Annotated in this window: 15 protein-coding genes; 2 read left to right on the top strand and 13 right to left on the bottom strand. The window is 73.0% G+C overall.

Going from position 1 to position 23,101, the window contains the following annotated elements:
• Positions 1-22: 22 nt before the first annotated feature.
• The 6 genes from ACPCUX_RS16305 to ACPCUX_RS16280 form a co-directional block, all read right to left on the bottom strand.
• Positions 23-3,364: a VanW family protein gene (locus tag ACPCUX_RS16305; RefSeq protein ID WP_423389174.1), complete on the bottom strand. Its 3,342-nt coding sequence runs from the start codon at positions 3,362-3,364 to the stop codon at positions 23-25.
• Between the two features lie 76 nt (positions 3,365-3,440).
• The gene (locus tag ACPCUX_RS16300) at positions 3,441-3,890 is read right to left on the bottom strand and encodes a hypothetical protein (protein WP_185981318.1); all 450 of its coding nucleotides are present in this window, start codon (positions 3,888-3,890) and stop codon (positions 3,441-3,443) included.
• Positions 3,891-3,900: 10 nt separating this feature from the next.
• Positions 3,901-4,911, bottom strand: coding sequence for a PIG-L family deacetylase (locus ACPCUX_RS16295; protein WP_423389173.1), 1,011 nt, complete (start codon positions 4,909-4,911; stop codon positions 3,901-3,903).
• 13 nt (positions 4,912-4,924) lie between these two features.
• A complete protein-coding gene (gene typA / locus ACPCUX_RS16290; protein WP_423389172.1) occupies positions 4,925-6,835 on the bottom strand; it encodes a translational GTPase TypA in 1,911 nt (636 codons plus the stop codon).
• Positions 6,836-7,017: 182 nt separating this feature from the next.
• On the bottom strand, positions 7,018-8,925 hold the full coding sequence (locus ACPCUX_RS16285; protein ID WP_423389171.1) for a BCCT family transporter: 1,908 nt from the start codon (positions 8,923-8,925) through the stop codon (positions 7,018-7,020).
• A 157-nt stretch (positions 8,926-9,082) separates the two neighbouring features.
• Positions 9,083-10,915: an ABC transporter ATP-binding protein gene (locus ACPCUX_RS16280; RefSeq protein ID WP_034651454.1), complete on the bottom strand. Its 1,833-nt coding sequence runs from the start codon at positions 10,913-10,915 to the stop codon at positions 9,083-9,085.
• A gap of 65 nt (positions 10,916-10,980) precedes the next feature.
• Here ACPCUX_RS16280 and ACPCUX_RS16275 point away from each other — a divergent pair, with 65 nt between their 5' ends.
• The gene (locus ACPCUX_RS16275; protein WP_081599989.1) at positions 10,981-11,559 is read left to right on the top strand and encodes a PH domain-containing protein; all 579 of its coding nucleotides are present in this window, start codon (positions 10,981-10,983) and stop codon (positions 11,557-11,559) included.
• 65 nt (positions 11,560-11,624) lie between these two features.
• Here ACPCUX_RS16275 and ACPCUX_RS16270 read toward each other — a convergent pair whose 3' ends face one another.
• The 6 genes from ACPCUX_RS16270 to ACPCUX_RS16245 form a co-directional block, all read right to left on the bottom strand.
• Entirely contained in the window at positions 11,625-12,662 is a 1,038-nt protein-coding gene (locus tag ACPCUX_RS16270; RefSeq protein WP_043654598.1) for an ABC transporter permease, read from the bottom strand.
• On the bottom strand, positions 12,659-14,188 hold the full coding sequence (locus ACPCUX_RS16265) for an ABC transporter permease (RefSeq protein ID WP_021482266.1): 1,530 nt from the start codon (positions 14,186-14,188) through the stop codon (positions 12,659-12,661). Before ACPCUX_RS16265 ends, ACPCUX_RS16270 begins: the two co-directional genes overlap by 4 nt.
• Before the next feature lie 238 nt (positions 14,189-14,426).
• Positions 14,427-16,283 carry an ABC transporter family substrate-binding protein gene (locus ACPCUX_RS16260; protein ID WP_249355850.1) on the bottom strand — a complete coding sequence of 619 codons (1,857 nt, stop codon included), beginning with the start codon at positions 16,281-16,283 and terminating at the stop codon, positions 14,427-14,429.
• Positions 16,284-16,609: 326 nt separating this feature from the next.
• On the bottom strand, positions 16,610-17,695 hold the full coding sequence (gene ychF / locus ACPCUX_RS16255) for a redox-regulated ATPase YchF (RefSeq protein ID WP_175008006.1): 1,086 nt from the start codon (positions 17,693-17,695) through the stop codon (positions 16,610-16,612).
• Positions 17,696-17,746: 51 nt separating this feature from the next.
• Complete coding sequence (locus ACPCUX_RS16250) at positions 17,747-19,333, bottom strand: hypothetical protein (protein ID WP_423389170.1); 1,587 nt, start codon at positions 19,331-19,333, stop codon at positions 17,747-17,749.
• A complete protein-coding gene (locus tag ACPCUX_RS16245) occupies positions 19,315-20,193 on the bottom strand; it encodes an ABC transporter ATP-binding protein (protein ID WP_137280212.1) in 879 nt (292 codons plus the stop codon). The genes ACPCUX_RS16250 and ACPCUX_RS16245 overlap by 19 nt, the downstream gene beginning before the upstream one ends.
• Positions 20,194-20,312: 119 nt before the next feature.
• Here ACPCUX_RS16245 and rmuC point away from each other — a divergent pair, with 119 nt between their 5' ends.
• Positions 20,313-21,821, top strand: coding sequence for a DNA recombination protein RmuC (gene rmuC / locus ACPCUX_RS16240; protein WP_081600197.1), 1,509 nt, complete (start codon positions 20,313-20,315; stop codon positions 21,819-21,821).
• Between the two features lie 45 nt (positions 21,822-21,866).
• Here rmuC and ACPCUX_RS16235 read toward each other — a convergent pair whose 3' ends face one another.
• The gene (locus ACPCUX_RS16235) at positions 21,867-22,946 is read right to left on the bottom strand and encodes a 4-hydroxy-3-methylbut-2-enyl diphosphate reductase (RefSeq protein WP_051028399.1); all 1,080 of its coding nucleotides are present in this window, start codon (positions 22,944-22,946) and stop codon (positions 21,867-21,869) included.
• Positions 22,947-23,101: the final 155 nt, after the last annotated feature.

Genomic DNA, 23,101 nt, shown 5'->3' with positions numbered 1-23,101 from the left:
GTGGTTCGTGGGTGGACCGGGTCTACTCGCAGACGACCGCGTTGTCCGGCTTGTAGGTCCACCGGTAGGACTCGTCCTTGACGAGCTCGCCCTCGCGGTAGACCTTGCGGTAGTTCGTGATGGAGAAGCCGGGGCTGCCCGCGGGCGTCGGGGCGCAGTCGGCGCCCGAGTGCGTGACGGTCGTCGGCTGGACCACGTTCGACTTGCCGCTCGACGACGTCTCGACGTCGTAGTACTTGGTGCTCCAGACCGCGACGTGCAGCTGTCCGCCGCCGACCCAGGACTGCATGAGGACGCCGTACGGGGTGTCGTTCTTGAACTTCATGTCGATCGAGCCCACGAAGATCGTCGCCTCGCGGCCCGCGGGGTAGCGCTCGAACCAGTAGCTGTGCGGGCGGTGCTCGACGTCCTCGAGCCCTGCGAAGAAGCCCGCGTTGTACGTGGTCGTGGCCATCTGCGACAGGCCGCCGCCGACGCCCTCCGTGTGGCGCCCGCTCTCGACTATGCCGGCCGCGTAGTAGCCGCCCTCGAGCGTGATGGGCGAGAGCGTGTCGACGAGCGAGAAGGTCTCCCCCGGCTTGACGAGCGTCCCGTTCACCTTCTCCGCCCCGCGCTTCAGGTTCGCGGTGCGGATGGGGACGTTGGGGACGGGCGTCGAGAACTCCGACACCTTCTCCTTGATCCCCAGCGCCTCGAGCGCCGCGACCGACTGCTCCGGGTCCGACTCGACGAGCTCGACCGTCGCCGTGCGCTCGTCGCCCGAGGCGGCCGTCGTGACGGCCGTCGCGATGGCCGCCGGGTCGATCGTCGTGCCGGGCTGGCCGCCCTCGATCACCGGCGCGCCGTCCCGGAAGACGAAGTGCGCGTCGTCGGCCGCGGTGAGCAGGTCGTTCGTCCGGTCGACCACGGACTGCACGAGCGCCGGGCCGTCGAAGGTCAGCGTGAGGACGCCGTCCGTCGCCGCGAAGGAGGCGGCAGCGGCGAGCGCCTCGGGGGGCAGCTCCGGCGACTGGCCGCCGACGGAGACGACGACGGGCGCGGACACGACCTTCTCCGCCAGGGCGAGCGCGGCGTCCGTCTCGTCCTGCGTGATCGTGGGCTCGACGGGCTCGGTGGGCAGCTCGACCGGCCCGTCGGTGACGAGCCAGCTCTCCGTGATGGTCGCGGGCACCTCGTCCGTGACGAGCGCCGAGCCGTCCGCGGCCGGCGTGCTCGTGGGCGCGCCGTCGACGAACTGCACGGCCCCGTCCACGGGCTCGATCTCCAGGCTGCCGCGCAGCGCCTCGACCTGGGCGTCGAGGGCCGCGTCGTCGACCGTGACCAGGGGCTCCGCGTCCTTGCCGCCGAACAGGTGCTGCCACAGGCGCGCCGGGTTCATCGAGAACGACGTGAGCTCCTCGGCCGTCCCCGCGGCGTCGAAGGTCAGGCCCGCCGTCGCCGGGTCGAGCGTCGTGCTCGCTTCGCCCGCCGCGAGCGTGATCGGCTCGGCCGCGCGCGGCCCGAGCTCCGACTCGAGCCGGTCCTCGGCCGCCGTCCGGGACAGGCCACCGACGTCGACGCCGGCGACGCTCGTCCCGCTCGGGACCTTGTCGGAGTAGAACCACTGGGCGCCGGTGTACAGGCCGCCCAGGACCAGGACGGCGATCCCCGTCCACAGCAGCCCGCGGGCCCAGCCGCGCCGCGGCCCGTCCTCGTCGAAGCCCTCGAAGGGCGAGGCCTCGCGCGAGTCGTCGGGCGGGACCGGCGTGAACGCGCTGGGTGCGGCGGTCCCCGCGGCAGTCGCCGGGGCCGTCGCACCGGAACTCTCGGCCGGGGCCCCTGCGGTGGCCTCCGTCGGAGCGGTCGCGCCGGCGGCGTCCGGCGCCGGGCTCGCCGGCTCGTCGGGGGACGCGGGCGACAGGATCGACGTGCGCACGACGGGCGCGGGCCGCGACCACGGGTCGACGGGCGGGATCACCTGCGTCGCGTCGGGCGCGGCGTCGCTCCCCTCGCCCGCGGGACGAGCCGGGCCGTCCGCCGGCGTCGGCACCACGGGCACGACGGCGGTCCGCTCGGCCGCGCGCTCGTCGGCCGGGTCTCCCCCGGTCGCGGCGGCCGACCGGTCGGCCGACGTCGCGTCGTCCGATGTCGCGCTGCTCGCGGACGAGGCGTCCGCGGCCGTCGCGACGGAGGCCGTGTCGTCCGAGGCCGTGTCGTCCGAGGGCGTGGTGTCCGGGGCGACCGAGGTGTGGGCGACGGGTGCCGGGGCCTCCTGGTCGGCGGTGCCTGTGGTGGGGGCGGCCGGGGTGTCGTCCTGGGCACCCGGGGCGGGGACGAGCACCGCCGGGACGTCCGGGTCGAACGCGAACACGCGCGGGACGTACGGCTCCTCGTCGGCCTCGTCCGCACCGCTGCCGCCGGGAGTGCCCACCGTCCGCGGGCTGCTCTCGGCCGTGGTGCCGCCGTCCGCGTGGCCGACAGGGGCCGGGCTTGCGGCAGCGCCGGCGACCGGCGCGTCGGGGGTGGTCGACGTCAGCTCGCCGCTCGCCTCGGTCGGGTCGGCCGTCGACCCGCCCAGCGCGGACGCGTCCGCGCCGGGCGACTCCGCGACGGACGCGTCGGGACCGCGCTCGACCGGGGTGCCCTGGGCGTCGGGCTCCACGGCGGCGCTCACCGGAGCGCCGGCGTGCGCGTCCGTGCCGGTCGTCACCTGGGTCTCGGTGGGCGCCTCGTCTGCCGCGGCTGCGGGCGCCGCGTGGGTGGCCGGGCTCGCATCCACAGCGTCTGACGACGCGGCGGGTGCCGGGCTAGCGTCGTCCGGCACCGCGGAGCGCTGCTCCGAGGCGGCGGTGCGCTGCGCGGCCGTCTGCTCGGGGGCCGCGGCCGTCTGCTCGGGGACCGCGACAGGCTCCGAGGGCACGAGCGGCTCCGCAGCGGCGACCGGCTCCGAGGAGGCGACCTCCGGGCGGCGCTCCGCGGCGGGAGAGCCAGCCGCGGACGCGTCGGCGGTGGCTGCGCCGGTGGCCGGCGCGTCGACCGCCGACGGCTCCACGGACGTCGGCGCGTCGTCCGCCGGGGTCGCTCCGGGTGCGGAGCCAGGCTCGGCCGGGCCGGCACCCGCGGGACCGGGGTCCGCAGGCGCGGCGGGGGCGGGACCGTCCGGGGCGGTGTCCGTCGGCGCGCTCGTCGGCTCGTCCGTCGGCGCGCTCGTGGGCTCGTCCGTCGGCGTGGGAGCGCCCGGGGCGACGTCGCCGGTAGCGTCGGTACGCTGCGCGTCGAGGCCGGACGCCGTCTCGGGAGCCGCGGGCTCGACCGTCTCGGCGGGCTCCGGCACGGCGTCCTGAGGGGAGTCGAGATCGGCGTCTCGGTCGGTCGGCTGACCCATCCACTGTCTCCGTGACGAAAGGCGCGCGGCGGTCCGCGCGACGACGAGGGGTGTGCGGGGATCCGCACGGCGAATACTAGCGGGACGCGAGGGGGTTCTCGGGTCCGTCGTGCCTGGTGGGACGCCCGTGCTGGGCCGTGCGGACCGGGCGGTCGCTGAACCACGACCGGGGCAGGAAGGCCGCCGCGGCGACCACGAGCATGCCGCCGTAGATCCAGACGTACCCGACGGGCTCGCTCGGGACGAGCACGTCGCCTCCCGGCCCCTCGAGCGAGAGGAGCTGCACGACGACGACCCACCCGATGCCGAAGCCCAGGAGACCCGCCATCCCGCCCCAGGCGCGGGCCAGGGTGGCCGCCGCGAGGACGGTGAGCAGGGCGAGCACGATGCCGAGCCCGGCCCCGCCCGGGAGGTCGACGCCCAGGAGGTGCGCCCGGTGCGCGACCGTGCCGACGAGCCCGACGAGCGCGCCCACGAGCGCGCACGCCACCCCGCGGCCCACGAGCCGCCCCGTACCGGTCTCCACGGGCCCCAGGCTAACGCGTGGGTCCGGGCGGGACCTGGTCGCCCGGGAGAGCAGGGCCGGAGGGAGCGTAGAACTCGTGTGAAGGGACGGGCGCCAGCACGTCGTTGCTCAGGGCGTACCACCCGAGCAGCACCGGCTCGCCCCCCGCGGCGGCCGTCACGTGCTGGACCTGTGTCGCGTGCGCGCGCATCGCGCCGAGCACGTCGTCGAGCACGGGCCCCACCGGCACGCTCACGAGCGCGGGCAGCGACGCGTCGGGACGCGCGAGCGGGGGCAGCGCCTCGTCCGGGTCCGGGAGCGTGAGCCGCGCGTCGGCCGCGAGCAGCTCGAGCGCGCCGGGGTGCTCGGCGAGCGCGCGGCGTGCCGCGCGCACCGTGGTCTCGGGGGCGACGACCTGCCACAGCGCGGGCAGCGGCTCGCCGTCCGCGGCGAGGAGCTCGAGCGCGCGGACCGTGACGTCGTGGGCCCGGACGTGGTCGGGGTGGCCGTAGCCGCCGCCCGCCTCGTACGTCGCCACGACGGCGGGACGCCGGTCCCGGACCACCGCCGCCAGGCGGGCGGCGGCCTCGTCGAGCGGGACGCCGACGAACGCGCGCGGCGGGAGCTGCTCGGTCGCGACCCCGCCGGCCACGCCCGGCGCGACCCAGGCCATGCCCGAGTCCTCGAACCGCGCGGGCGCGCCGCCGTCGGACGGCTCGACCGGGCTCGTGACGGTGTCGAGGAAGACGTGGTCCCGCACACCCAGCGCGGCGAGCGCGCGGGCGAGCTCGGTCTCGCGGAACGCCGCGAGCGCGGGCCCGTCGCCCTCGAGGTGCCCGACGCCCGTCGGGTGCGCAGGGGTGTCGATCACCTCGCCCCGCTCGCCCCGCGTGCACGTCACGACGGTGACCGGCTCGCCCGCGCGGGCCCAGGTCGCGAGCAGCGCGCCCGTCGCCAGGGTCTCGTCGTCGGGATGGGCATGGACGGCCAGCAGGCCGCCGTCGGGCACGACGGCGGCCTGCGGGCTCTGCGGGACGGTCACCCCGGGGGTGGCGTCAGGCGCGCTTCGCGCGCGAGACCGCGCGGGCGCGCTCGGTCTGGTCGAGGACGACCTTGCGGATGCGGACGACCTCGGGCGTGACCTCGACGCACTCGTCCTCGCGCGCGAACTCCAGCGACTCCTCGAGCGTGAGGTGGCGCGGCGGGACGAGGTTCTCGAAGTTGTCGGCCGTCGAGGACCGCATGTTCGTGAGCTTCTTCTCCTTGGTGATGTTCACGTCCATGTCCTCGTTGCGCGAGTTCTCGCCGACGATCATGCCCTCGTACACCTCCTGCGTGGGATCGACGAAGAACGAGCCGCGCTCCTGGAGGTTGATCATCGCGAACGGCGTCACCTTGCCCGCGCGGTCGGCGACGAGCGAGCCCGTGGTGCGGGTCTCGATCGCGCCGGCCCACGGCTCGTAGCCCTCGGAGATCGACGACGCGATGCCGGTGCCGCGCGTCTCGGTGAGGAACCGCGTGCGGAACCCGATGAGGCCACGCGCCGGGACCATGAACTCCATGCGGATCCAGCCCGTGCCGTGGTTCGACATGGTCTCCATGCGGCCCTTGCGCTGGGCGAGGAGCTGGGTGACCGCGCCGAGGTACTCCTCGGGGACGTCGATGGTCATGCGCTCCATCGGCTCGTGCGTCTTGCCGTCGATCGTGCGCGTGACGACCTGCGGCTTGCCGACCGTGAGCTCGAAGCCCTCGCGGCGCATCTGCTCGACGAGGATCGCCAGCGCGAGCTCGCCGCGGCCCTGGACCTCCCACGCGTCGGGGCGGTCGGTCGGGAGCACGCGCAGCGACACGTTGCCCACGAGCTCGGCGTCGAGGCGGTCCTTGACCTGGCGGGCCGTGACCTTGTGGCCCTTGCCGCCCTTGCCCGCGAGCGGCGAGGTGTTGATGCCGATGGTCATCGAGATGGCCGGGTCGTCGACGGTGATGAGCGGCAGCGGGCGCGGTTCGTCGGGGTCGGTGAGCGTCTCGCCGATCGTGATGTCGGCGATGCCCGCGACCGCGACGATGTCGCCGGGCCGGGCCTTGTCCGTGGGGACGCGGTCGAGCGCCTTCGTCTCCAGCAGCTCGGTGATCTTCACGCTCTGGAGCGTGCCGTCGTGGCGCGCCCACGCGACGACCTGGCCCTTGCGCAGCTCGCCGTTGAAGATGCGCAGGAGCGCGAGGCGACCGAGGAACGGCGACGCGTCGAGGTTGGTCACGTGCGCCTGGAGCGGCGCGCCCTCGTCGTACGTCGGGGCGGGGATCTTCTCGAGGATCGTCGTGAAGAGCGGCTCGAGGTCCTCGTTCGAGGGGAGCTGACCGTCCAGCGGCTGGTCGAGCGAGGCGCGGCCGGCCTTCGCAGACGCGTAGACGACCGGGACGTCGAGGATCGCGTCGAGGTCGAGGTCGGGCACCTCGTCCGCGAGGTCGGACGCGAGGCCCAGCAGCAGGTCGGTCGCCTCGGCGACGACCTCGGTGATGCGCGAGTCGGGTCGGTCGACCTTGTTGACGACGATGATCACCGGGAGCTTCGCGGCGAGCGCCTTGCGGAGCACGAACCGGGTCTGCGGGAGCGGGCCCTCGCTCGCGTCCACGAGCAGCACGACGCCGTCGACCATGGACAGGCCGCGCTCGACCTCGCCACCGAAGTCGGCGTGGCCCGGGGTGTCGATGACGTTGATCGTGATGCCGTCGGGCTCGCCCACCGCGGCGGCCGCCGGGCCGGCGTACCGCACCGCGGTGTTCTTCGCGAGGATGGTGATGCCCTTCTCGCGCTCGAGGTCACCGGAGTCCATGACGCGCTCGTCCACGTGCTGGTGCGCGGAGAAGGCGCCGGACTGGCGCAGCATCGCGTCGACGAGCGTGGTCTTGCCGTGGTCGACGTGGGCGACGATCGCCACGTTGCGCAGGTCGGAGCGCACAGACATCTACGGTTCTCATTTCGTGGGGTACGAGGGGCGACGACGGCCGGCCACCTCAGCGCGCACGACGGCGGGCTCGGCCCGCCGCAGCATCACGGAGCACGGGCCGTCACCCGGGCCCGGCTATCCTACCGGGTCCGCGCTCGGGACACCATGCCCGCCGTCGTGCACCGTTCGGAGGTGCCTCCTCAGGAGGTGCCTCCTCCGGAGGGCGTCTTGCGCCGCGGCCGACGCACGAGCGCGCGCCACCGGTCCGGGCGGTCGGGGTAGAGCTCCTCCCACTGCTCGGAGATCGACTCCGAGACGCGCGTCGTCACGTGCTCGGTGAGGGCGGCGCGCGCCGCGCGCCGCTCGGCGCGAAGGATCGCGGCGTGCTCGACCCGGAGCGCACGCACCGTGGACACCGCCATCCCGATCATCACCACGGAGAACGGCAGCGCGATGAGGATCGCCGCCGTCTGCAGCGCCTGGAGACCGCCCGCGAGCAGGAGCGCGATGGCCAGCAGGCCGGAAGTACCCGCCCAGAAGATGCGGCTCCAGGTGGGCGGGTTCGGGTTACCCCCGCTCGCGAGCATGTCGACGACGAGCGAGCCGGAGTCCGACGACGTCACGAAGAAGACGACGATGAGCACGATCCCCACCACGGCGAGGACGTTCCCGAGAGGCAGGCCGTCGAACAGCTGGAAGAGCGCGGTGTCCGTGTCGACCTCGCCGTCGACGAGCATGCTGCCGGGCTCCATGAGCTCGCGGTACAGCGCCGACCCGCCGAACACGGAGAACCAGAGCGTCGTGACGATCGTCGGGACGAGGAGGGTGCCGAGGACGAACTCGCGGACCGTGCGACCGCGCGAGATCCGGGCGATGAACACCCCGACGAAGGGGGCCCAGGAGATCCACCAGCCCCAGTAGAAGATCGTCCACTGCGACTGCCACTCGAGGCCGGCCTGGCCCTGGAAGGCGGTGGTGTCGAACGTGAGGCGCACGACGTTCTGCAGGTAGTAGCCGAGCGACTGGACCCACTCGCGCAGGAGGAACAGCGTCGGGCCGAGAACCAGCACGAGCGCCAGCACGACGCCGGCGAGGACCATGTTGCCGTTCGACAGCCACTTGATGCCCTTGCCCAGGCCCGAGACGACGGAGAGCGTGGCGAGGGCCGTGATCGCGGCGATGAGCCCGATCTCGAGCGCGGTGCTCGGTTCGACGACGTCGAGGTACCCGAGTCCGGCCGCGATCTGGAGGACCCCGAAACCGAGCGACGTCGCGACGCCGAAGACGGTCCCGATGATCGCGACGACGTCGATGACGTCGCCGAGGCGCCCCTTCACGCGGTCGCCGAACAACGGCTCGAGGGCCCAGCGGATCGAGACGGGGCGGCCCTTGCGGTGGATCGCGTACGCGAGCGCGAGGCCCGCGACGACGTAGATCGCCCACGCGTGGATGCCCCAGTGCAGGTAGCTCTGCCCCATCGCGGCCTGCGCGAGCGACGCGTCGCTCCCCTCGACGCCGGGCTTCGGGTTCACGTAGTGCGAGAGCGGCTCGGCGACGCCCCAGTAGACGAGGCCGATACCCATCCCGGTGGCGAACAGCATCGCGAACCACACGGGCAGGCGGAAGAGCGGGGTCTCCTCGTCCTTGCCGAGCACGATGTCGCCGAACCGGCTCAGACCCATCCACAGCGAGAAGACCACGAAGCCGGCGACGACGATGACGTAGTACCACCCGAAGGCGCCGATCACGTCCGACTGCAGGGTCTCCATGACGGACGTGACGGTGTCCGTGAACAGCACCGTGAGCAGGACGAAGACCAGGATGATGCCCGCCGCCGGGTAGAAGACGCGCGGGTCCGGCCGACCCGTCCGCGGGGCGTCGGGATCGTGCGAGGACACGACCGGCGCGGAGCCGGTGCCCGGCCCGACGGCGTCCGTCGCCACGGCGTCGGCCGTCGCGGCGTCGGTCGTCGCGGCGCCGGTCGTCGCGGCGCCGGTCGTCGCGGCGCCCTCGTCGCGGGGCGCGTCGGCCCCTCCCCCTTCGGGCGCTGGCGCGGCCTCCTCGTCACGTGCTGGCTCGCGGGGCGTCTCGTGGTGCGGGGCGTTCATGGTCTCAAGGCTTGTCGGACGCGCGGGCCCCGGCAACCGGAACGCCCGCCCCGGCAGCAGCAGCGCCGGTCCTGGCAGCGGGAACGCCCCGGGGGCGGCCGCGTGCGCGGCCGCCCCCGGGGCGTCGTGAGGGCTCAGCGAGCCGTGGAGCGTGCGGTCAGAAGCCGGCGCCCGCGGTGGGCGGGGCGCTGCGCTCGTGGTCCACGTCCTCGCGCGCCGCTGCGAGCGCGCGCTCCTCGTCCGCCAGCGAGGACACCTCGTCGTTCGCGATGTCGCGGGCGGCGGCCTCGAGGAGGGCGTCGCGCGCGGCGCGGCGCTCGCGCTGCGCGGCCGGGTCCGGGACGGGGACGGCGGCGAGCAGGCGCTGCGTGTACGCGTGCTTCGGCTCGTGCACGATCTGCGACGTGTCGCCCACCTCGACGAGCTTGCCCTTGTGCATCACGGCGATGCGGTCGGACAGCAGCTCCACGACCGCGAGGTCGTGCGAGATGAACAGGCACGCGAACCCGTGCTCGCGCTGCAGGTCGGTGAACAGGTCGAGGACCCTCGCCTGGACCGACACGTCGAGGGCCGACGTCGGCTCGTCCGCGACGAGCAGCTTCGGCTCGAGCGAGAGCGCCCGCGCGATGCCGACGCGCTGGCGCTGACCGCCGGAGAGCTCGTGCGGGTAGCGGTTGCGCATCGCCCGGGGAAGCTCGACCTGGTCGAGCAGGCGCTCGACCTCACGGCTGAGCTCCTTGCCCTTGACGCCCTTGTGCAGCATGAGCGGCTCGCCGATCGACTCGCCGATGGGCAGGCGCGGGTTGAGCGACGACCCCGGGTCCTGGAAGACGATGCCGACCTCGGTGCGCAGCGGCTTGAGGTCCTTGGGCCGGGCGCCCACCATGTCCGTCCCGACGATCTTCAGCGAGCCGCCCGTGACGGGCAGCAGACCCACGGCCGCGCGGCCGATCGTCGTCTTGCCGGAGCCGGACTCGCCGACCAGGCCGACGACCTCGCCCTGGTGGATCTGGAGCGAGACCTCGTCGACCGCCCGGAACGCCGCCTGCCGGCCGCGGCCCGGGTACTCGATGACCATGTCCTGCGCGTCGAGCACGAGCGGCCGCTCCGGGACCGGGGCGCCCGCCGGCACGCGGTCCGTGGCGGTCGTCGTGCCGCGCTTGGAGCCGAGGTGCGGCACGGCCTCGAGAAGGCGCACCGTGTACGGGTGCTGCGGGTTGCCGAAGATCTCGGCCGACGTGCCGCGCTCGACGACCTGGCCGTCCTTCATGACCATGATCGAGTCCGCCATGTCGGCGACCACGCCCATGTCGTGCGTGATGAGGATGATCGCCGCGTCGACGCGGTAGCGCAGGTCGCGCAGGAGCTTGAGGATCTCCGCCTGGACCGTGACGTCGAGCGCCGTGGTGGGCTCGTCGGCAACGAGGAGCTTCGGGTCGCACGCGAGGGCCTGCGCGATCATCGCGCGCTGGCGCTGACCGCCGGAGAGCTGGTGCGGGTACGCGTCGAACCGGCGCTCGGGCTCGGGGATCTCGACGAGCCGCAGGAGCTCGATCGCACGCTTCTTCGCGTCGGCGGGACCGACGTTGAAGTGCGTCCGGATGGTCTCCACGATCTGGAAGCCCACCGTGTAGACGGGGTTCAGCGCCGTCATCGGCTCCTGGAAGATCATGGAGATCTCCTTGCCGCGGACATGCCGCAGCGAGCCGTGCGACATGCCGATGAGCTCGCGGTCGCCGAGCTTGGCCGAGCCGCTGGCGCGGCCGTTCGGCGGGAGCAGGCCCAGCAGCGCGAGCGACGACTGGGACTTGCCCGAGCCGGACTCGCCGACGATCGCGAGGACCTCACCGGAGTGGAGGTCGTAGCTCACGTCCGCGGCCGCGGGGTACCAGGCCTTGTCGACGTAGAAGTCCACGCCGAGGTTGCGCACGGTCAGCACGGGGCTGCCCTGGCGCGCGGCCGGGGCCGCGGGAGACGTCTCGATGGCCACGCTGATCAGTGTCCTTCCTGCCGGAGCCGGCGCTCGTGGCGCCGCGACTCTGCGAGCATGGGCGCATGGGTCCCACGCTGGTCTTCCGTTCGACGTACGGCCGAGTTCTCACGGTGGCGACGGGCGTCGTCGCCGTCGCCCTGGGCGTGAGCACGGCCCTGACGGGGGACGTCGGCGCGGTCGTCGGCGCACTGGTGCCCGCCGCGCTCGTGACGTACCTCGTCTGGATGCTGTTCTGGCGTCCCGCCGTCGAGGTGTCCGACGGCGGGGTCGAGGTCCGCAACGTCACGCGCACCGTGCACGTGCCGTGGACGGCGTACGAGGGCGTCGACACCCGCTACTCGCTCGAGGTGCGCTACGCCGGCGGACGCGTGACCGCGTGGTCCGCGCCCCGCTCGAGCGGCACGGCCCGCTGGCTGCGCAGCTCGCGACGGCGCGCCGTCGGCCAGGAGCAGGTGGTCACCGGCGCGAGCGCCGAGGCCGTGGCCGACGCCGTGACACAGCGCCACGCGATGCTCACGGCGGCCGGCCACCTCGACCGGGCGGTCCAGGGCGCCCCCGGCGCCCGCACGACGTGGCACGTCGTGCAGCTCGCCGTGCTGGGCGCGCTCGCGGTGGGGACGGTCGTGGCGCTCACCGCCTGACCGCGGCGCGCCGCGCCGCCCGAGAGGTCCACGACCTCCCGGGCGGGCGGCGACGACGGCGGTCATCAGCTGGCCCCGGCCTCGCCGGTCGCGCTCGGCGCCGTGGCGGCCGTCGGGCGGGCGACGCGCTTCGCGCGGGCCATCTTGCGCTCGGAGGGGATGCGCTTCTGACGGGGGTCGAACGCGTCGCGCAGGCCGTCACCGATGAAGTTGACGCACAGCGCGATGGCGACGATGAACAGACCCGGCCACCAGAACAGCCACGGACGCGTCGCGAACGCCTCCTGGTAGTCGCTGATGAGCTTGCCGAGCGAGGTCGCCGGCGCCTGGATACCGACGCCGAGGTAGCTCAGCGCGGTCTCCAGCAGGATCGCCGAGCTCATGAGCAGCGTGACGTTGACGATGATCACGCCGACCGCGTTCGGCAGCATGTGCTTGAAGATGATCCGCGTGTCGCTCGCGCCCGCGACCCGGGCGGCGTCGACGAACTCGCGCTCGCGCAGCGAGAGGAACTCGCCGCGCACGAGGCGCGCGAGCGGCGGCCACAGCACGAGCCCGAGGAACGCCCCGAGGATGAGCGCGTTGCTGCCGCCCGAGAGCAGGGCCAGCACCGCACCGATGACGATGACCGGCATCGTGATGATGAGGTCCGTGAACCGCATCAGCCACGAGTCGGTACGACCGCGGTAGTACCCGGAGAGCGCCCCGACGAGGACGCCCGCGATCGTCGCGATGACGCCGACGGAGAGCACGACGAGCAACGAGGTCTGGGTGCCCTGCATGACGCGGGCGAACACGTCACGACCTGCCTCGTCCTGGCCGAAGATGTGCGCCTCGGACGGTGCACCGCCGTTGACCAGGGGGTACGTGGACCCCTGCCCGGACGGCTTGTAGGCGTACCAGCCCTGCCAGCCGCCGATGCCGATCGAGGTGATCGCGAGCGCGACGATGCCGATCAGCACGACGAGCGCGACCACGGCGCCCTTGTGGTGGAAGAAGCGACGGCGGACGATCTGGCCCTGGGACAGGCCCTCGACCTCGCGCAGCTCGATCTGGTTCTCGACCGCGCCGCTCTGCGACGCGTCGTTCGGTGTGTTGGTCATGCGTTCACCCGGATCCGCGGGTCGAGGGCTGCGTAGATGAGGTCAGCCACGATGTTGGCGATGATGGCGAGGGCCGCGACGATGACGAGGTACGCCATGACGGGGTCGATCTCGCCGCGTTGCAGCGCGTTGAGGAAGAGCAGGCCCATGCCGGGCCGGGCGAACACCTTCTCGGTGATGATCGCGCCGCCCAGGAGCGTGATGACGTCGATCGGGACGATCGTCGCGAGCGGGATCAGCGTGTTGCGGAACCCGTGGCGCATGACGACGGTCCGCTCCGGCAGACCCTTCGCCCGCGCCGTGCGGATGTAGTCCTGGCTCATCACCTCGAGCATGCTCGCGCGCGAGTAGCGGGTGTACCCGGCGAACTGGATGAGCACGAGCGCGATCGTCGGGAGCAGCAGGTGGGTGTACTGGTCGAGGACCTGCACCCAGAAGTTGCCGCCGAGGTTCGGCGTGCTGTTGCCGATCGTCGGGATGGGCCGGCCGTTGATCGCCGGTGCGCCGAAGTACGCGGGCCAGACCGACATCACCTTGTCGACGAAGACCATGGACCCGACGAGGAACGCGGTGATGGCCGCAGCACGCGCGGACACGCCCTTGTCGGGACCGCCCCACGCGTACCCGACCCCGATGCCGACGCCGACGGTGACCACGGCGAGCACCAGCACGATCCACCAGTTGTCGACCTGCTTGAGGACCGACTGGATCGGGAAGTAGACGACGACCCCGATCAGGACCGTGGTGAGCGACGCGTACAGGGCGCGGCGGTTCTTCAGGCCCGAGACGAGCGCGGTGATGGCGAAGGCCAGCGCGGCGCCCGTGACGACGATGATGACCGGCCCGAGGTTCGGCTTCTCCCACCAGCCGGAGAGCTGCAGGTAGAGCAGCGCGAGCGCGCTCGCCGCGAAGCCCAGGCCGAAGACCGTGAGCCGCCGCCGCGCGGTCCCGCCGAAGGCGAGGGACCACAGCAGGCCGGAGATCGCGCCGATGCCCACGATCACGAGGATCGAGAGGTTCGGGTCGCGGAGGAAGTCGTTGAAGCCGATCGCGCCCCACTGCTTGAGCAGGACGGCGACCCAGAAGGCCGGGAGCGAGTAGAGCACGAACGAGACGAAGATCGTCAGGTAGTCGAAGGTGCTGTACTGCCGCAGCGCGCTGACGATGCCGACCATGACGCCGAAGACCACGGCAAGGACGGTCGCGGCGGCGACGAGCTGGATCGTCGAGATGACCGCGCCCTGGAGCAGGGTCGAGACGGACTGGCCACTCTGCCAGGCCGTGCCGAGGTCACCGGTCACGAAGTCGCCGAGCCACTTGAAGTAGCGGATCACCGACGGGGTGTCGAGATCGAGGTCGGCGGTGCGCTGGGCGATCAGCTGGGCCTTGTTGGGCTTCGTGCTCGACTCGAGATCCGCGAAGATGTACGGCCGGATCGCGGCGTCGACGAGCAGGTACATCGCGAACGTGGACACGAGGAGGGTCGCCAACCCTGCCAGCACACGCCGCGAGATGAAGGAGAACATCGGAGGTCTTACCTCGCTGGTCGGTAGGGACCCCGGGTCAGGGGCCGGTCGATTCTACGCGCGGGTCTCGCGTGGTCGTGAACCGAGGGCCCGGGACGCCGCGGGTCTGGGCGTCGGGGCGGGTGCACGCGAGGACCGGGGGCCCCGGGCGGAAAGCCGCCGGGACCCCCGGTCTCACACCTGGACGACCCTGCCGCCGCACGGGGCGGCGGCAGGGCGCGTCACGGACTCAGGGCACTCAGCCCTCGAACGTCCAGTTCCAGAACCCGTGGAAGATCGTCGGGCTGATCGTGATCGACTCGACGCCCTTCAGGTTCTCGTCCCAGCCCTGGATGGCGGGGAACTGGAAGATCGTCACGCCGAAGCCGTCGGCCCAGAGGTTCTTCTCGACCTCGAGCTGGAGCTGGAACTGCTCCTCCGGGTCGGTCGAGACCTGGAGCTTGTCGAGCGCGGCGTCCACGGCGGGGTTGTTGTACTTGCCGTAGTTGTTGACGCCCGGGTTCGGGGCCCAGCGGAAGTTCGCGTCCGACTCGGTGACCGCGGTCGAGGTCGACTGCCAGCCGAAGAGCGACGCGTCGTACTGGTCCTGGCCGGTGGCGAGGAGCGTGCCCCACTCGGCGGCCGGGCGGCCCGTGTCGACGATCTCGAAGCCGGCCTGGGCCGCGGTGTCGGTGATGAGCGCGAGCTCGTTCACGCGACGCGTGTTCTCGTTGTTGTACGCGAAGCGCACCTTGACCGGGGTGGCGACGCCGGCGTCGGCGAGCAGCTGCTTCGCCTTCTCGATGTCACCCGCCGGCGGGTAGAAGTCGGAGCCGTTCTCGGCGACCATCTGGTCGTAGTTCGGCGACCCCGGGAGCAGGATGTTCGAGTTGCGCACCTCGGCGTCCGGGTTCAGCGGCTTGATGAGGTTGTCGACGATCGTCTGGCGCGGGATCGTCAGCAGGAACGCCTGGCGCACGGCCTTGGCCTTCTCGGCGTCGCCACCGTAGGTGTTGGCGTCGAACGGACCACCGTTCTGGAAGACCAGGTCGACGTGCTCGTACGTGCCCTCGATGCCCGAGTGGGTCTCGACGCCGTCGAGGCCCTCGAGCGCCGTGCGGACGTCCGCGGAGGCCTGCGGGCCGATCAGGTCGACCTCACCGTTCTCGAGCGCCTGGACCTGGGCCATCGGGTCGTCGATGTACCGGACCGTGATCGTCTCGACCGAGCCCTTGTTCTTGCCCTTGAAGTCCGGGTTCGCCTTGAGCGTGAGGTACTGGTTCTCCTTGTACTCCTCCAGCGTGTAGGCGCCGTTGGAGACGTAGAGCGACGGGTCGTCCGGCAGCGAGGTGAACTCGAAGCCCTCGTTCCAGAACTTCGAGATCTTCGCCAGCGCCGCGGTGTCGTTGTTGAGGATCGCGTCGCGGACGGCGGCCTTGGCCTCCTCCGGGTCCTCGATCTCGAGCGCCTTCTGGCCCACGACGTGCGCCGGGACGAACTCGTTCGTCCAGCTGAGCTCCCAGTCACCGAACGGCTTGTCGTACACGACGGTGATCGACTTGTTGTCGTCCGAGATCTCGGGGTTCTGCGAGATGAGCGCGACGCCCGGGTCCGAGCCGTCGAAGTAGACACCGGCGTCCACCTCGGCCTGGTTCGTGACGTTGCCCTCTTCGTCCGTCTGGGCCTCGACCGTGTTGAACTTGCCGGACTGACCGGCCCAGTCCAGCAGAATCTCCGTCGCGTCGACCGGCGTGCCGTCCGACCACTTGGTGTCGTCGCCGAACGTGTACTTCACCGTCAGCGGGTCGTCCGAGAGCTTCTCGTACGTGCCGAACGACTCGTCCTTGACGATGTTCAGGTCGGCGTCGTAGTAGCTGAAGCCCGAGTTGAGCATGTAGTTGATGACGGCGTTCTGCGTCGCGTTGCCGTTCTGGGAGCTCAGGTTGAGCTCGTTGAGCGGAGCCTCCCACGCGACGGTGACGGCGGTCGCGGTGTTGATGCCCGCGTCGTCGCCGCCGTCGGTCTCGCCCTCACCCGACGTGCCGCTGCACGCCGAGAACAGCAGCGCCCCCGTGACCGTCACGGCCAGGGCGGCACTCGTGCGCCTGATCTTCAATGTTCCTCCTCCAAGGGATGGTGGGCGCGGACGAGCGGGCGTCGATCGCCCCTCGGCCGCCCCGTCGCTCGCGCGCTCGCCCGGGGGTCGGCGCGCGTGGACGGGCATGCCCACCACGGTTTGAGGCCACGCTACCCAGCAAGTTGCGAAGGATCTCCCCCTTGCCCGGTTGCGGCAGGTGATCGTTACCGAGTTGATACTGGCCGGTACGGGCGCGTTTCCGGGCCGCGACGGCCGGGAAACACGCGCGAAACCTCCGGCCCCGGACGCGTGGACGCCCGCCGCGTCTCACGATGCGGCGGGCGTCCAGGGCTGTGACCTGCGTCTCAGACGTTGAAGCGGAACTCCACCACGTCGCCGTCGGCCATGACGTAGTCCTTGCCCTCGACGCGCGCCTTGCCCGCGGCACGCGCCGCAGCGACGGAGCCGGTCTCGACGAGGTCCTCGAACGAGACGACCTCCGCCTTGATGAAGCCGCGCTCGAAGTCGGTGTGGATGACCCCGGCCGCCTGGGGCGCCGTCCACCCCTTGCGGATGGTCCACGCGCGGGCCTCCTTGGGCCCGGCGGTGAGGTACGTCTGCAGGCCGAGCGTGTCGAAGCCGACGCGCGCGAGCTGGTCGAGGCCGGCCTCCGCCTGCCCCGACTCCGCGAGCATCTCCTTCGCCTCGTCGGGCTCGAGCTCGACGAGCTCGGACTCGAACTTGGCGTCGAGGAAGATCGCCTGGGCGGGCGCGACGAGCGCGCGCAGGCGCGCCTGGAGGTCCTCGTCGGCGAGGCCCGCGTCGTCGGTGTTGAAGACGTAGATGAACGGCTTCGCCGTGAGGAGCTGCAGGCTCGCGACGTCCGCGAGGTCGAGACCCGCGGCGGCCGCACCCTGGAAGAGGGTCGTGCCGGCCTCGAGGACCGCCTGGGCCTTCTGGGCCGCGTCGAGGAGGGCGGCGTCGCCCTTCTTGATCCGGACCTCCTTCTCGAGGCGCGGGACCGTCTTCTCGAGCGTCTGGAGGTCGGCGAGGATCAGCTCGGTGCTGATGGTCTCGATGTCGCCCTCGGCGTCCGTCGAGCCCTCAACGCGGACGACGTCCGGGTCGGAGAACGCGCGCGTCACCTGGCAGATGGCGTCGGCCTCGCGGATGTTCGCGAGGAACTTGTTGCCGAGCCCCTCCCCCTCGCTCGCGCCCTTGACGATGCCCGCGATGTCGACGAACGACACCGTGGCGGGCAGGACGCGCTGGCTGCCGAAGATCTCGGCGAGCTTGTCGAGGCGCGGGTCCGGGAGGGACACGACGCCGACGTTCGGGTCGATCGTCGCGAACGGGTAGTTCGCGGCGAGGACCTGGTTGCGCGTCAGGGCGTTGAAGAGGGTGGACTTGCCGACGTTGGGCAGGCCGACGATGCCGATAGTGAGTGCCACGTCGGCCGAGTCTACGGGCCGGGACCGCGGCGCGCGGTCCCGGCCCGCGCGTCAGGCGTACGACAGCACGCGCTGGAGCAGCTCGGGCGCCCGGCGGTCGTAGGTGCGGGCACCCCACCGCACGCCGAGCACGAGCACCACGGCACCCACGACCACGCCGACCGCGAGGGTGACCCACCCGAGGACGGGCAGGTCGGCGACGATCGCGATGACGCCCGGGACGAGGAACGGGAGGGACAGCGCCAGGACGAGGAGCATCGCGACCGTCTGGGCGACGAGGGTCGCCATCGCGGCGCCCTGCGGCTGCTTGAACGGGCTGTCGCCCGGCTTGGGCACCGGGTAGAGCAGGCGCGCCGACGTCGCGCTGGAGATGCCGGTCGAGGTGAGCAGCACGCCCGCGGTGAGGCCGAGCAGCGCGGGCAGCGCGTCCCAGCGCCCGGCCACCGCGACGGAGACCACCGCGAACAGCAAGGACACGGCGCCGCCGGCGACGAGCACGGGGAGCGCCCGGCCCCAGCGGTCCGCCCGTCCCGGGACGCCCGACGACACGTGGAGCGCGAACGCGGTGTGGTCGTAGGCGATGTCCGCCGAGATGGAGAACCCGAGGATCCACGCCGTGAAGGGCGCGAGCGCGAGGAAGATCTCCGAGCCGGTGCCGCCGCCGACGACGAGCAGCACGACGGGGATGAGCGGCACGACCGCGATCGACCCGGAGTAGCGCGGGTCGCGCAGCCAGTAGGTGGCCGTGCGTGCGGCGACGGCGCCCGTGGGCGTCGCCGGGAAGCGCGAGAAGAAGCCGAGACCCTTCGCGCGGCCGCCCCCGCCGGAGGTGGGCGGCGTGACGAGGGCGCGCGCGAGCGCCTTGTCCCACACGACCCACGCGACCGCGAGGGTCGCCAGCGCGACGACGAGCCGCGCGAGCGCGAGGCCCCACGCGCCGTCGTGCACCGCGGCGCCGAGGCCCCACGGCGCGCCGAACGGCGTCCAGGCCGCGACGTCGGCGAGGCGCGTCACCATGCCGCGCACCGCGTCGCCGTCGACGGGGCCCCCGCCCAGCTGGGACCCCAGCCACGCGAACGCGGGCCCGATGAGGACGAGCGGCACGAACGCGGCGATCGTCACGACCTCGCGGTAGCGCCGCGACTCGAGCAGGGGCGCGAGCGCCGTCGTCGTCGCGCGCGAGCCGACGACGCACAGCGCGACCGCGACGACGGCGCCCACGAGCGCGGCGAGGACCGCGAGGGGCGTGCGCCACCACGCGAACGACGCGCCGAGCGCCGCGAGGGCCGTGACGATGCCCGGGATCGAGACGACGCCCGCCACGGCGAGGCCGGCGAGCAGCCGGCGCTGCGGGATGCCGAACAGCACGAAGCGCTGCGGGTCGAGGGTCGCGTCCACGCCGAACGCGAAGAGCGGGATCACCCACCACCCGAGGACGGCGAGCGCCCCGGCGAGGATCGTGATCGAGCCCGCGAGCGCGGCGTCCTCGGTGCCGAGGACGACCATCCCGACGACGAGCATCCCGACGACGAACAGCCCGTAGAGGACCCCGACGACGAAGCCGATGGTCTGCCACACGCTCCGGCGGAACGCGTTCCCCATGAGCGTGAGCTTGAGCCTTACGAACTGCGCAACCACGCGAGGCCCTCCGTGCTCTGCCGACCGCCCACGAGCTCGACGAACCGGTCTTCCAGGCTCTGGTCGCCGCGCACCGCGTCCACGGTGCCGGCCGCGAGGACGTGCCCGCCCGCGACGACCGCCACGTGGTCGCACATGCGCTGGACGAGGTCCATGACGTGCGACGACACCACGACCGTCCCGCCGCTGGCGACGTAGCCGGCGAGGATGTCGCGGATGTTGGCCGCGGAGACCGGGTCGACGGCCTCGAACGGCTCGTCGAGCACGAGCGTGCGCGGCGCGTGGATGAGCGCGGTCGCGAGCGCGATCTTCTTCGTCATGCCCGCGGAGTAGTCGACGACGAACGTGTTGGCGTCCTTCGCGAGGTCGAGGGCCGCGAGCAGCTCCGTGGTGCGCTCCGCCACCGTGTCGCGGTCCATGCCGCGCAGCAGGCCCGCGTAGGTCACGAGCTGGGCGCCGGTGAGGCGGTCGAAGAGCCGGACGCCGTCGGGCAGGACGCCGAGCTGGCGCTTGCCCGCGACCGGGTCGGCCCACAGGTCCGTCCCGTGGACGTGCGCGGAGCCGGCGTCGGGCCGCAGGAGGCCCGTCGCCATGGAGAGCGTCGTCGTCTTGCCGGCGCCGTTGGGGCCCACGAGCCCGTAGAACGAGCCCGCCGGCACGTCCAGGTCGATGCCGGCGACCGCGATCTTCTCCCCGAAGCGCTTCCACAGGGCGCGCAGGGACAGCGCGGCGGTGGGGTCCGGGGGCGCGGGCTGTCCCGGCGGAGCCGTGGGTCGGGGGTCGGGCGCGGCGCCCGGCACGCTGCCGGGGGCGGGCGCGCCGGCGGGCGCGACAGGTGGGGCGGGGTGGGGATCGACCATGGCGCCAAGGTAGCCGAGCCCTCGGCCGCGGGGCGGTGCCTTTTGTCACGACCTGCGCGACGGCGCCCGCCCGCGCGCCGACCGGCCGTGCTGTCGGTGCCCCGTGGGAGGGTGCGGCCATGGACTCCTCGGGATGGTTGCTCTTCGCCGTCGGACTCGTGCTGGGGCTGGTGGTCGGCGCCGCGCTCGTGCTCGCGGTGCGGCGCGCCTCGCCCGACGCCGCGGGCGCGGAGGTCCGCCGTCTCACCCAGCTCCTGGGCCAGGCGCAGCAGGACGCCGCGCGCGGCGCGGGCCTCGCCGAACGGCTCGAGGCGGAGCGCGAGGGCTTCGCGCGCCAGCTCGGCGCGGCCCAGCGCAGCGCGGACGAGCGGCTCGACCTCGCCCGGGCCACCCACGAGCAGCAGCTCGCGGAGCTGCGGGCCGCGGCCGAGCGCCGCGTCGCGGAGATCCAGGGCGACCACCGGCGGCTCGAGGCCCAGTTCGAGGCGCTCTCGCGCAAGGTGCTCGCCGCGGGCACGGAGCAGTTCCTCGTGCAGGCGGAGGAGCGCATGCGGCGCAGCCAGGAGCAGGGGGCGGCCGAGCTCGCGCGCCGCGAGGAGGCCGTGCGCCACCTGGTCGAGCCGCTCGCCGGGGCGCTGGAGAAGGTGCGCGCGGAGGTCGCCGAGGCCGAGCGGGCCCGCCTCGCCGCGCACGGGAGCCTCGCGGAGCAGGTGCGCGGGGTGCGCGACGCGTCCGAGCTGCTGCGCGCCGAGACGTCGCAGCTCGTGACGGCCCTGCGCTCGTCGCAGGTGCGGGGCGCGTGGGGCGAGCTCCAGCTCCGCCGCGTCGTCGAGGCGGCGGGCATGCTCCCCCACGTCGACTTCGTCGAGCAGGACCAGGTCGCGACCGACGACGGCGCGCTGCGCCCGGACATGGTCGTGCGGCTCGCGGGCGGCAAGCAGGTCGTGGTCGACGCGAAGGTCGCGTTCCTCGGCTACCTCGACGCGCAGGGCGCCACCGATCCGGCCGTGCGCGCGGACCGCCTGGCCGCCCACGCCCGCCACATGCGCAAGCACGTCGACGACCTCGGCGCCAAGCGCTACTGGGACCAGTTCGGCCCGGCACCGGAGTTCGTCGTCATGTTCGTCCCGGCGGAGTCGTTCCTCTCGGCCGCGGTCGAGCAGGACCCGTCGCTCCTCGAGCACGCGGTGTCCAAGAACGTCGTCATCGCGACGCCCATGACGATGGTCGCGATGCTGCGGACGATCGCCTACGCGTGGCGGCAGGACGCCCTGGCCACGAACGCGCAGCAGGTCCTCACGCTCGGCAAGGAGCTCCACGGGCGGCTCGCGGTCATGGGGTCGCACCTGGCGAAGCTCGGGCGCCAGCTCCAGAGCGCCGCGGACTCCTACAACCGGACGGTCGGCTCGCTCGAGACGCGCGTGCTCGTCAGCGCGCGCCGGTTCGCGGACCTGCACGTGGTCGACGACGAGCTGACGACGCCCCCGACGGTGAACCCGCAGCTCAGCGCGGTGAGTGCGCCCGAGCTGCTCGCGTCCGTCAACGAGTCCGTGGTCGCGATCGACGAGCGCCCCGACGACCGCGACGAGCCTCGGCGGGAGCCGTCGGCCGGCGGGGCGAGCGCCTGACCGCTCCCCCGGGGCCGACGGCCGCGGAAGGCTCCGGCGCGGGCGTCAGACGGGCTGGACGGAGAGCGAGGTGCGGCCGCCGCGGGTGGGGCGCCCGCCGTCGGCCGTCGAGCCCTTGAGGTCGGCGCGCAGCTCGCGCGGCAGCGAGAACATGAGGTCCTCCGTCGCCGTGCGGACCTCCTCGACCGCGCCGAACCCGCGCTCCGCGAGGTAGGCGAGCACGTCGTCCACGAGGATCTCCGGCACGGACGCGCCCGAGGTCACGCCCACGGTCGTCGCGCCGTCGAGCCAGGCCGGGTCGATCTCCTTCGCGTGGTCGACGCGGTACGACGCCCCGGCCCCCGCCTGGAGCGCGACCTCGACGAGGCGCACGGAGTTGGACGAGTTCGCCGAGCCGACCACGATGACCACGTCCGCGTCGGGAGCAAGCTTCTTGACCGCGACCTGGCGGTTCTGCGTCGCGTAGCAGATGTCGTCGCTCGGCGGGTCCTGGAGGGTCGGGAACTTCTCCCGCAGCCTGCGGACCGTCTCCATCGTCTCGTCGACGGAGAGCGTCGTCTGGGAGATCCACACGACCTTGTCCGGGTCGCGGACCACGACGTCGTCCACGTGGTCGGGCGAGTCGACGACCTGCACGTGGTCGGGGGCCTCCCCCGCGGTGCCCTCGACCTCCTCGTGGCCCGTGTGGCCGATGAGCAGGATGTCGTAGTCGTCCTTCGCGAAGCGCACGGCCTCCTTGTGCACCTTCGTCACGAGCGGGCACGTGGCGTCGATCGTGTCGAGGTTGCGCGCGGCCGCGGCCGCCTTCACGGCGGGTGACACGCCGTGGGCGGAGAACACGACGCGCGCGCCCTCGGGCACCTCGTCGGTCTCGTCGACGAAGATCGCGCCGCGCTCGCTGAGCGTCTCGACGACGAACTTGTTGTGCACGATCTCCTTGCGCACGTAGACCGGCGCGCCGTAGTGCTCGAGCGCCTTCTCGACCGCGACGACGGCGCGGTCGACGCCCGCGCAGTAGCCGCGCGGCGCCGCCAGCAGGACGCGCTTGCGGGTCCCGTCGACGGCAGGGGTCGCGACGGGGCGGTCGGTCGGGGACGCGGACGAGCCGGCGGGGAGGACGCTCACGCTCCCGAGTCTAGGCGAGCGGCGGTCGCCCGACCCCGGTGAGCCCGCTCACCCACGGCCCGGCCCCGACGTCGTCACGTCCCGCGCGCGAGGCGCACACAGACCCTCCGCAGGCGCGGCGTGCGGCACGCGTGTCGCACCCGCCCGCCGGGCGC

It is taken from the genome of Cellulosimicrobium sp. AB352 (assembly GCF_049538415.1).
GTDB classification, from domain to species: Bacteria; Actinomycetota; Actinomycetes; order Actinomycetales; family Cellulomonadaceae; genus Cellulosimicrobium; species Cellulosimicrobium funkei.
The sequence above is the reverse complement of the archived record's forward strand: the minus strand, read 5'-3'. Positions and strand labels throughout refer to the sequence as shown.

Bases quoted from the DNA above. Each gene is read 5' to 3' on its own strand.
- typA (WP_423389172.1), bottom strand. From the start codon at position 6,835: ATGTCTGTGCGCTCCGACCTGCGCAACGTGGCGATCGTCGCCCACGTC.
- ACPCUX_RS16275 (WP_081599989.1), top strand. From the start codon at position 10,981: ATGGGTCCCACGCTGGTCTTCCGTTCGACGTACGGCCGAGTTCTCACG.
- ACPCUX_RS16270 (WP_043654598.1), bottom strand. From the start codon at position 12,662: ATGACCAACACACCGAACGACGCGTCGCAGAGCGGCGCGGTCGAGAAC.
- ACPCUX_RS16245 (WP_137280212.1), bottom strand. From the start codon at position 20,193: ATGGTCGATCCCCACCCCGCCCCACCTGTCGCGCCCGCCGGCGCGCCC.
- ACPCUX_RS16285 (WP_423389171.1), bottom strand. From the start codon at position 8,925: ATGAACGCCCCGCACCACGAGACGCCCCGCGAGCCAGCACGTGACGAG.
- ACPCUX_RS16305 (WP_423389174.1), bottom strand. From the start codon at position 3,364: ATGGGTCAGCCGACCGACCGAGACGCCGATCTCGACTCCCCTCAGGAC.
- rmuC (WP_081600197.1), top strand. From the start codon at position 20,313: ATGGACTCCTCGGGATGGTTGCTCTTCGCCGTCGGACTCGTGCTGGGG.
- ACPCUX_RS16265 (WP_021482266.1), bottom strand. From the start codon at position 14,188: ATGTTCTCCTTCATCTCGCGGCGTGTGCTGGCAGGGTTGGCGACCCTC.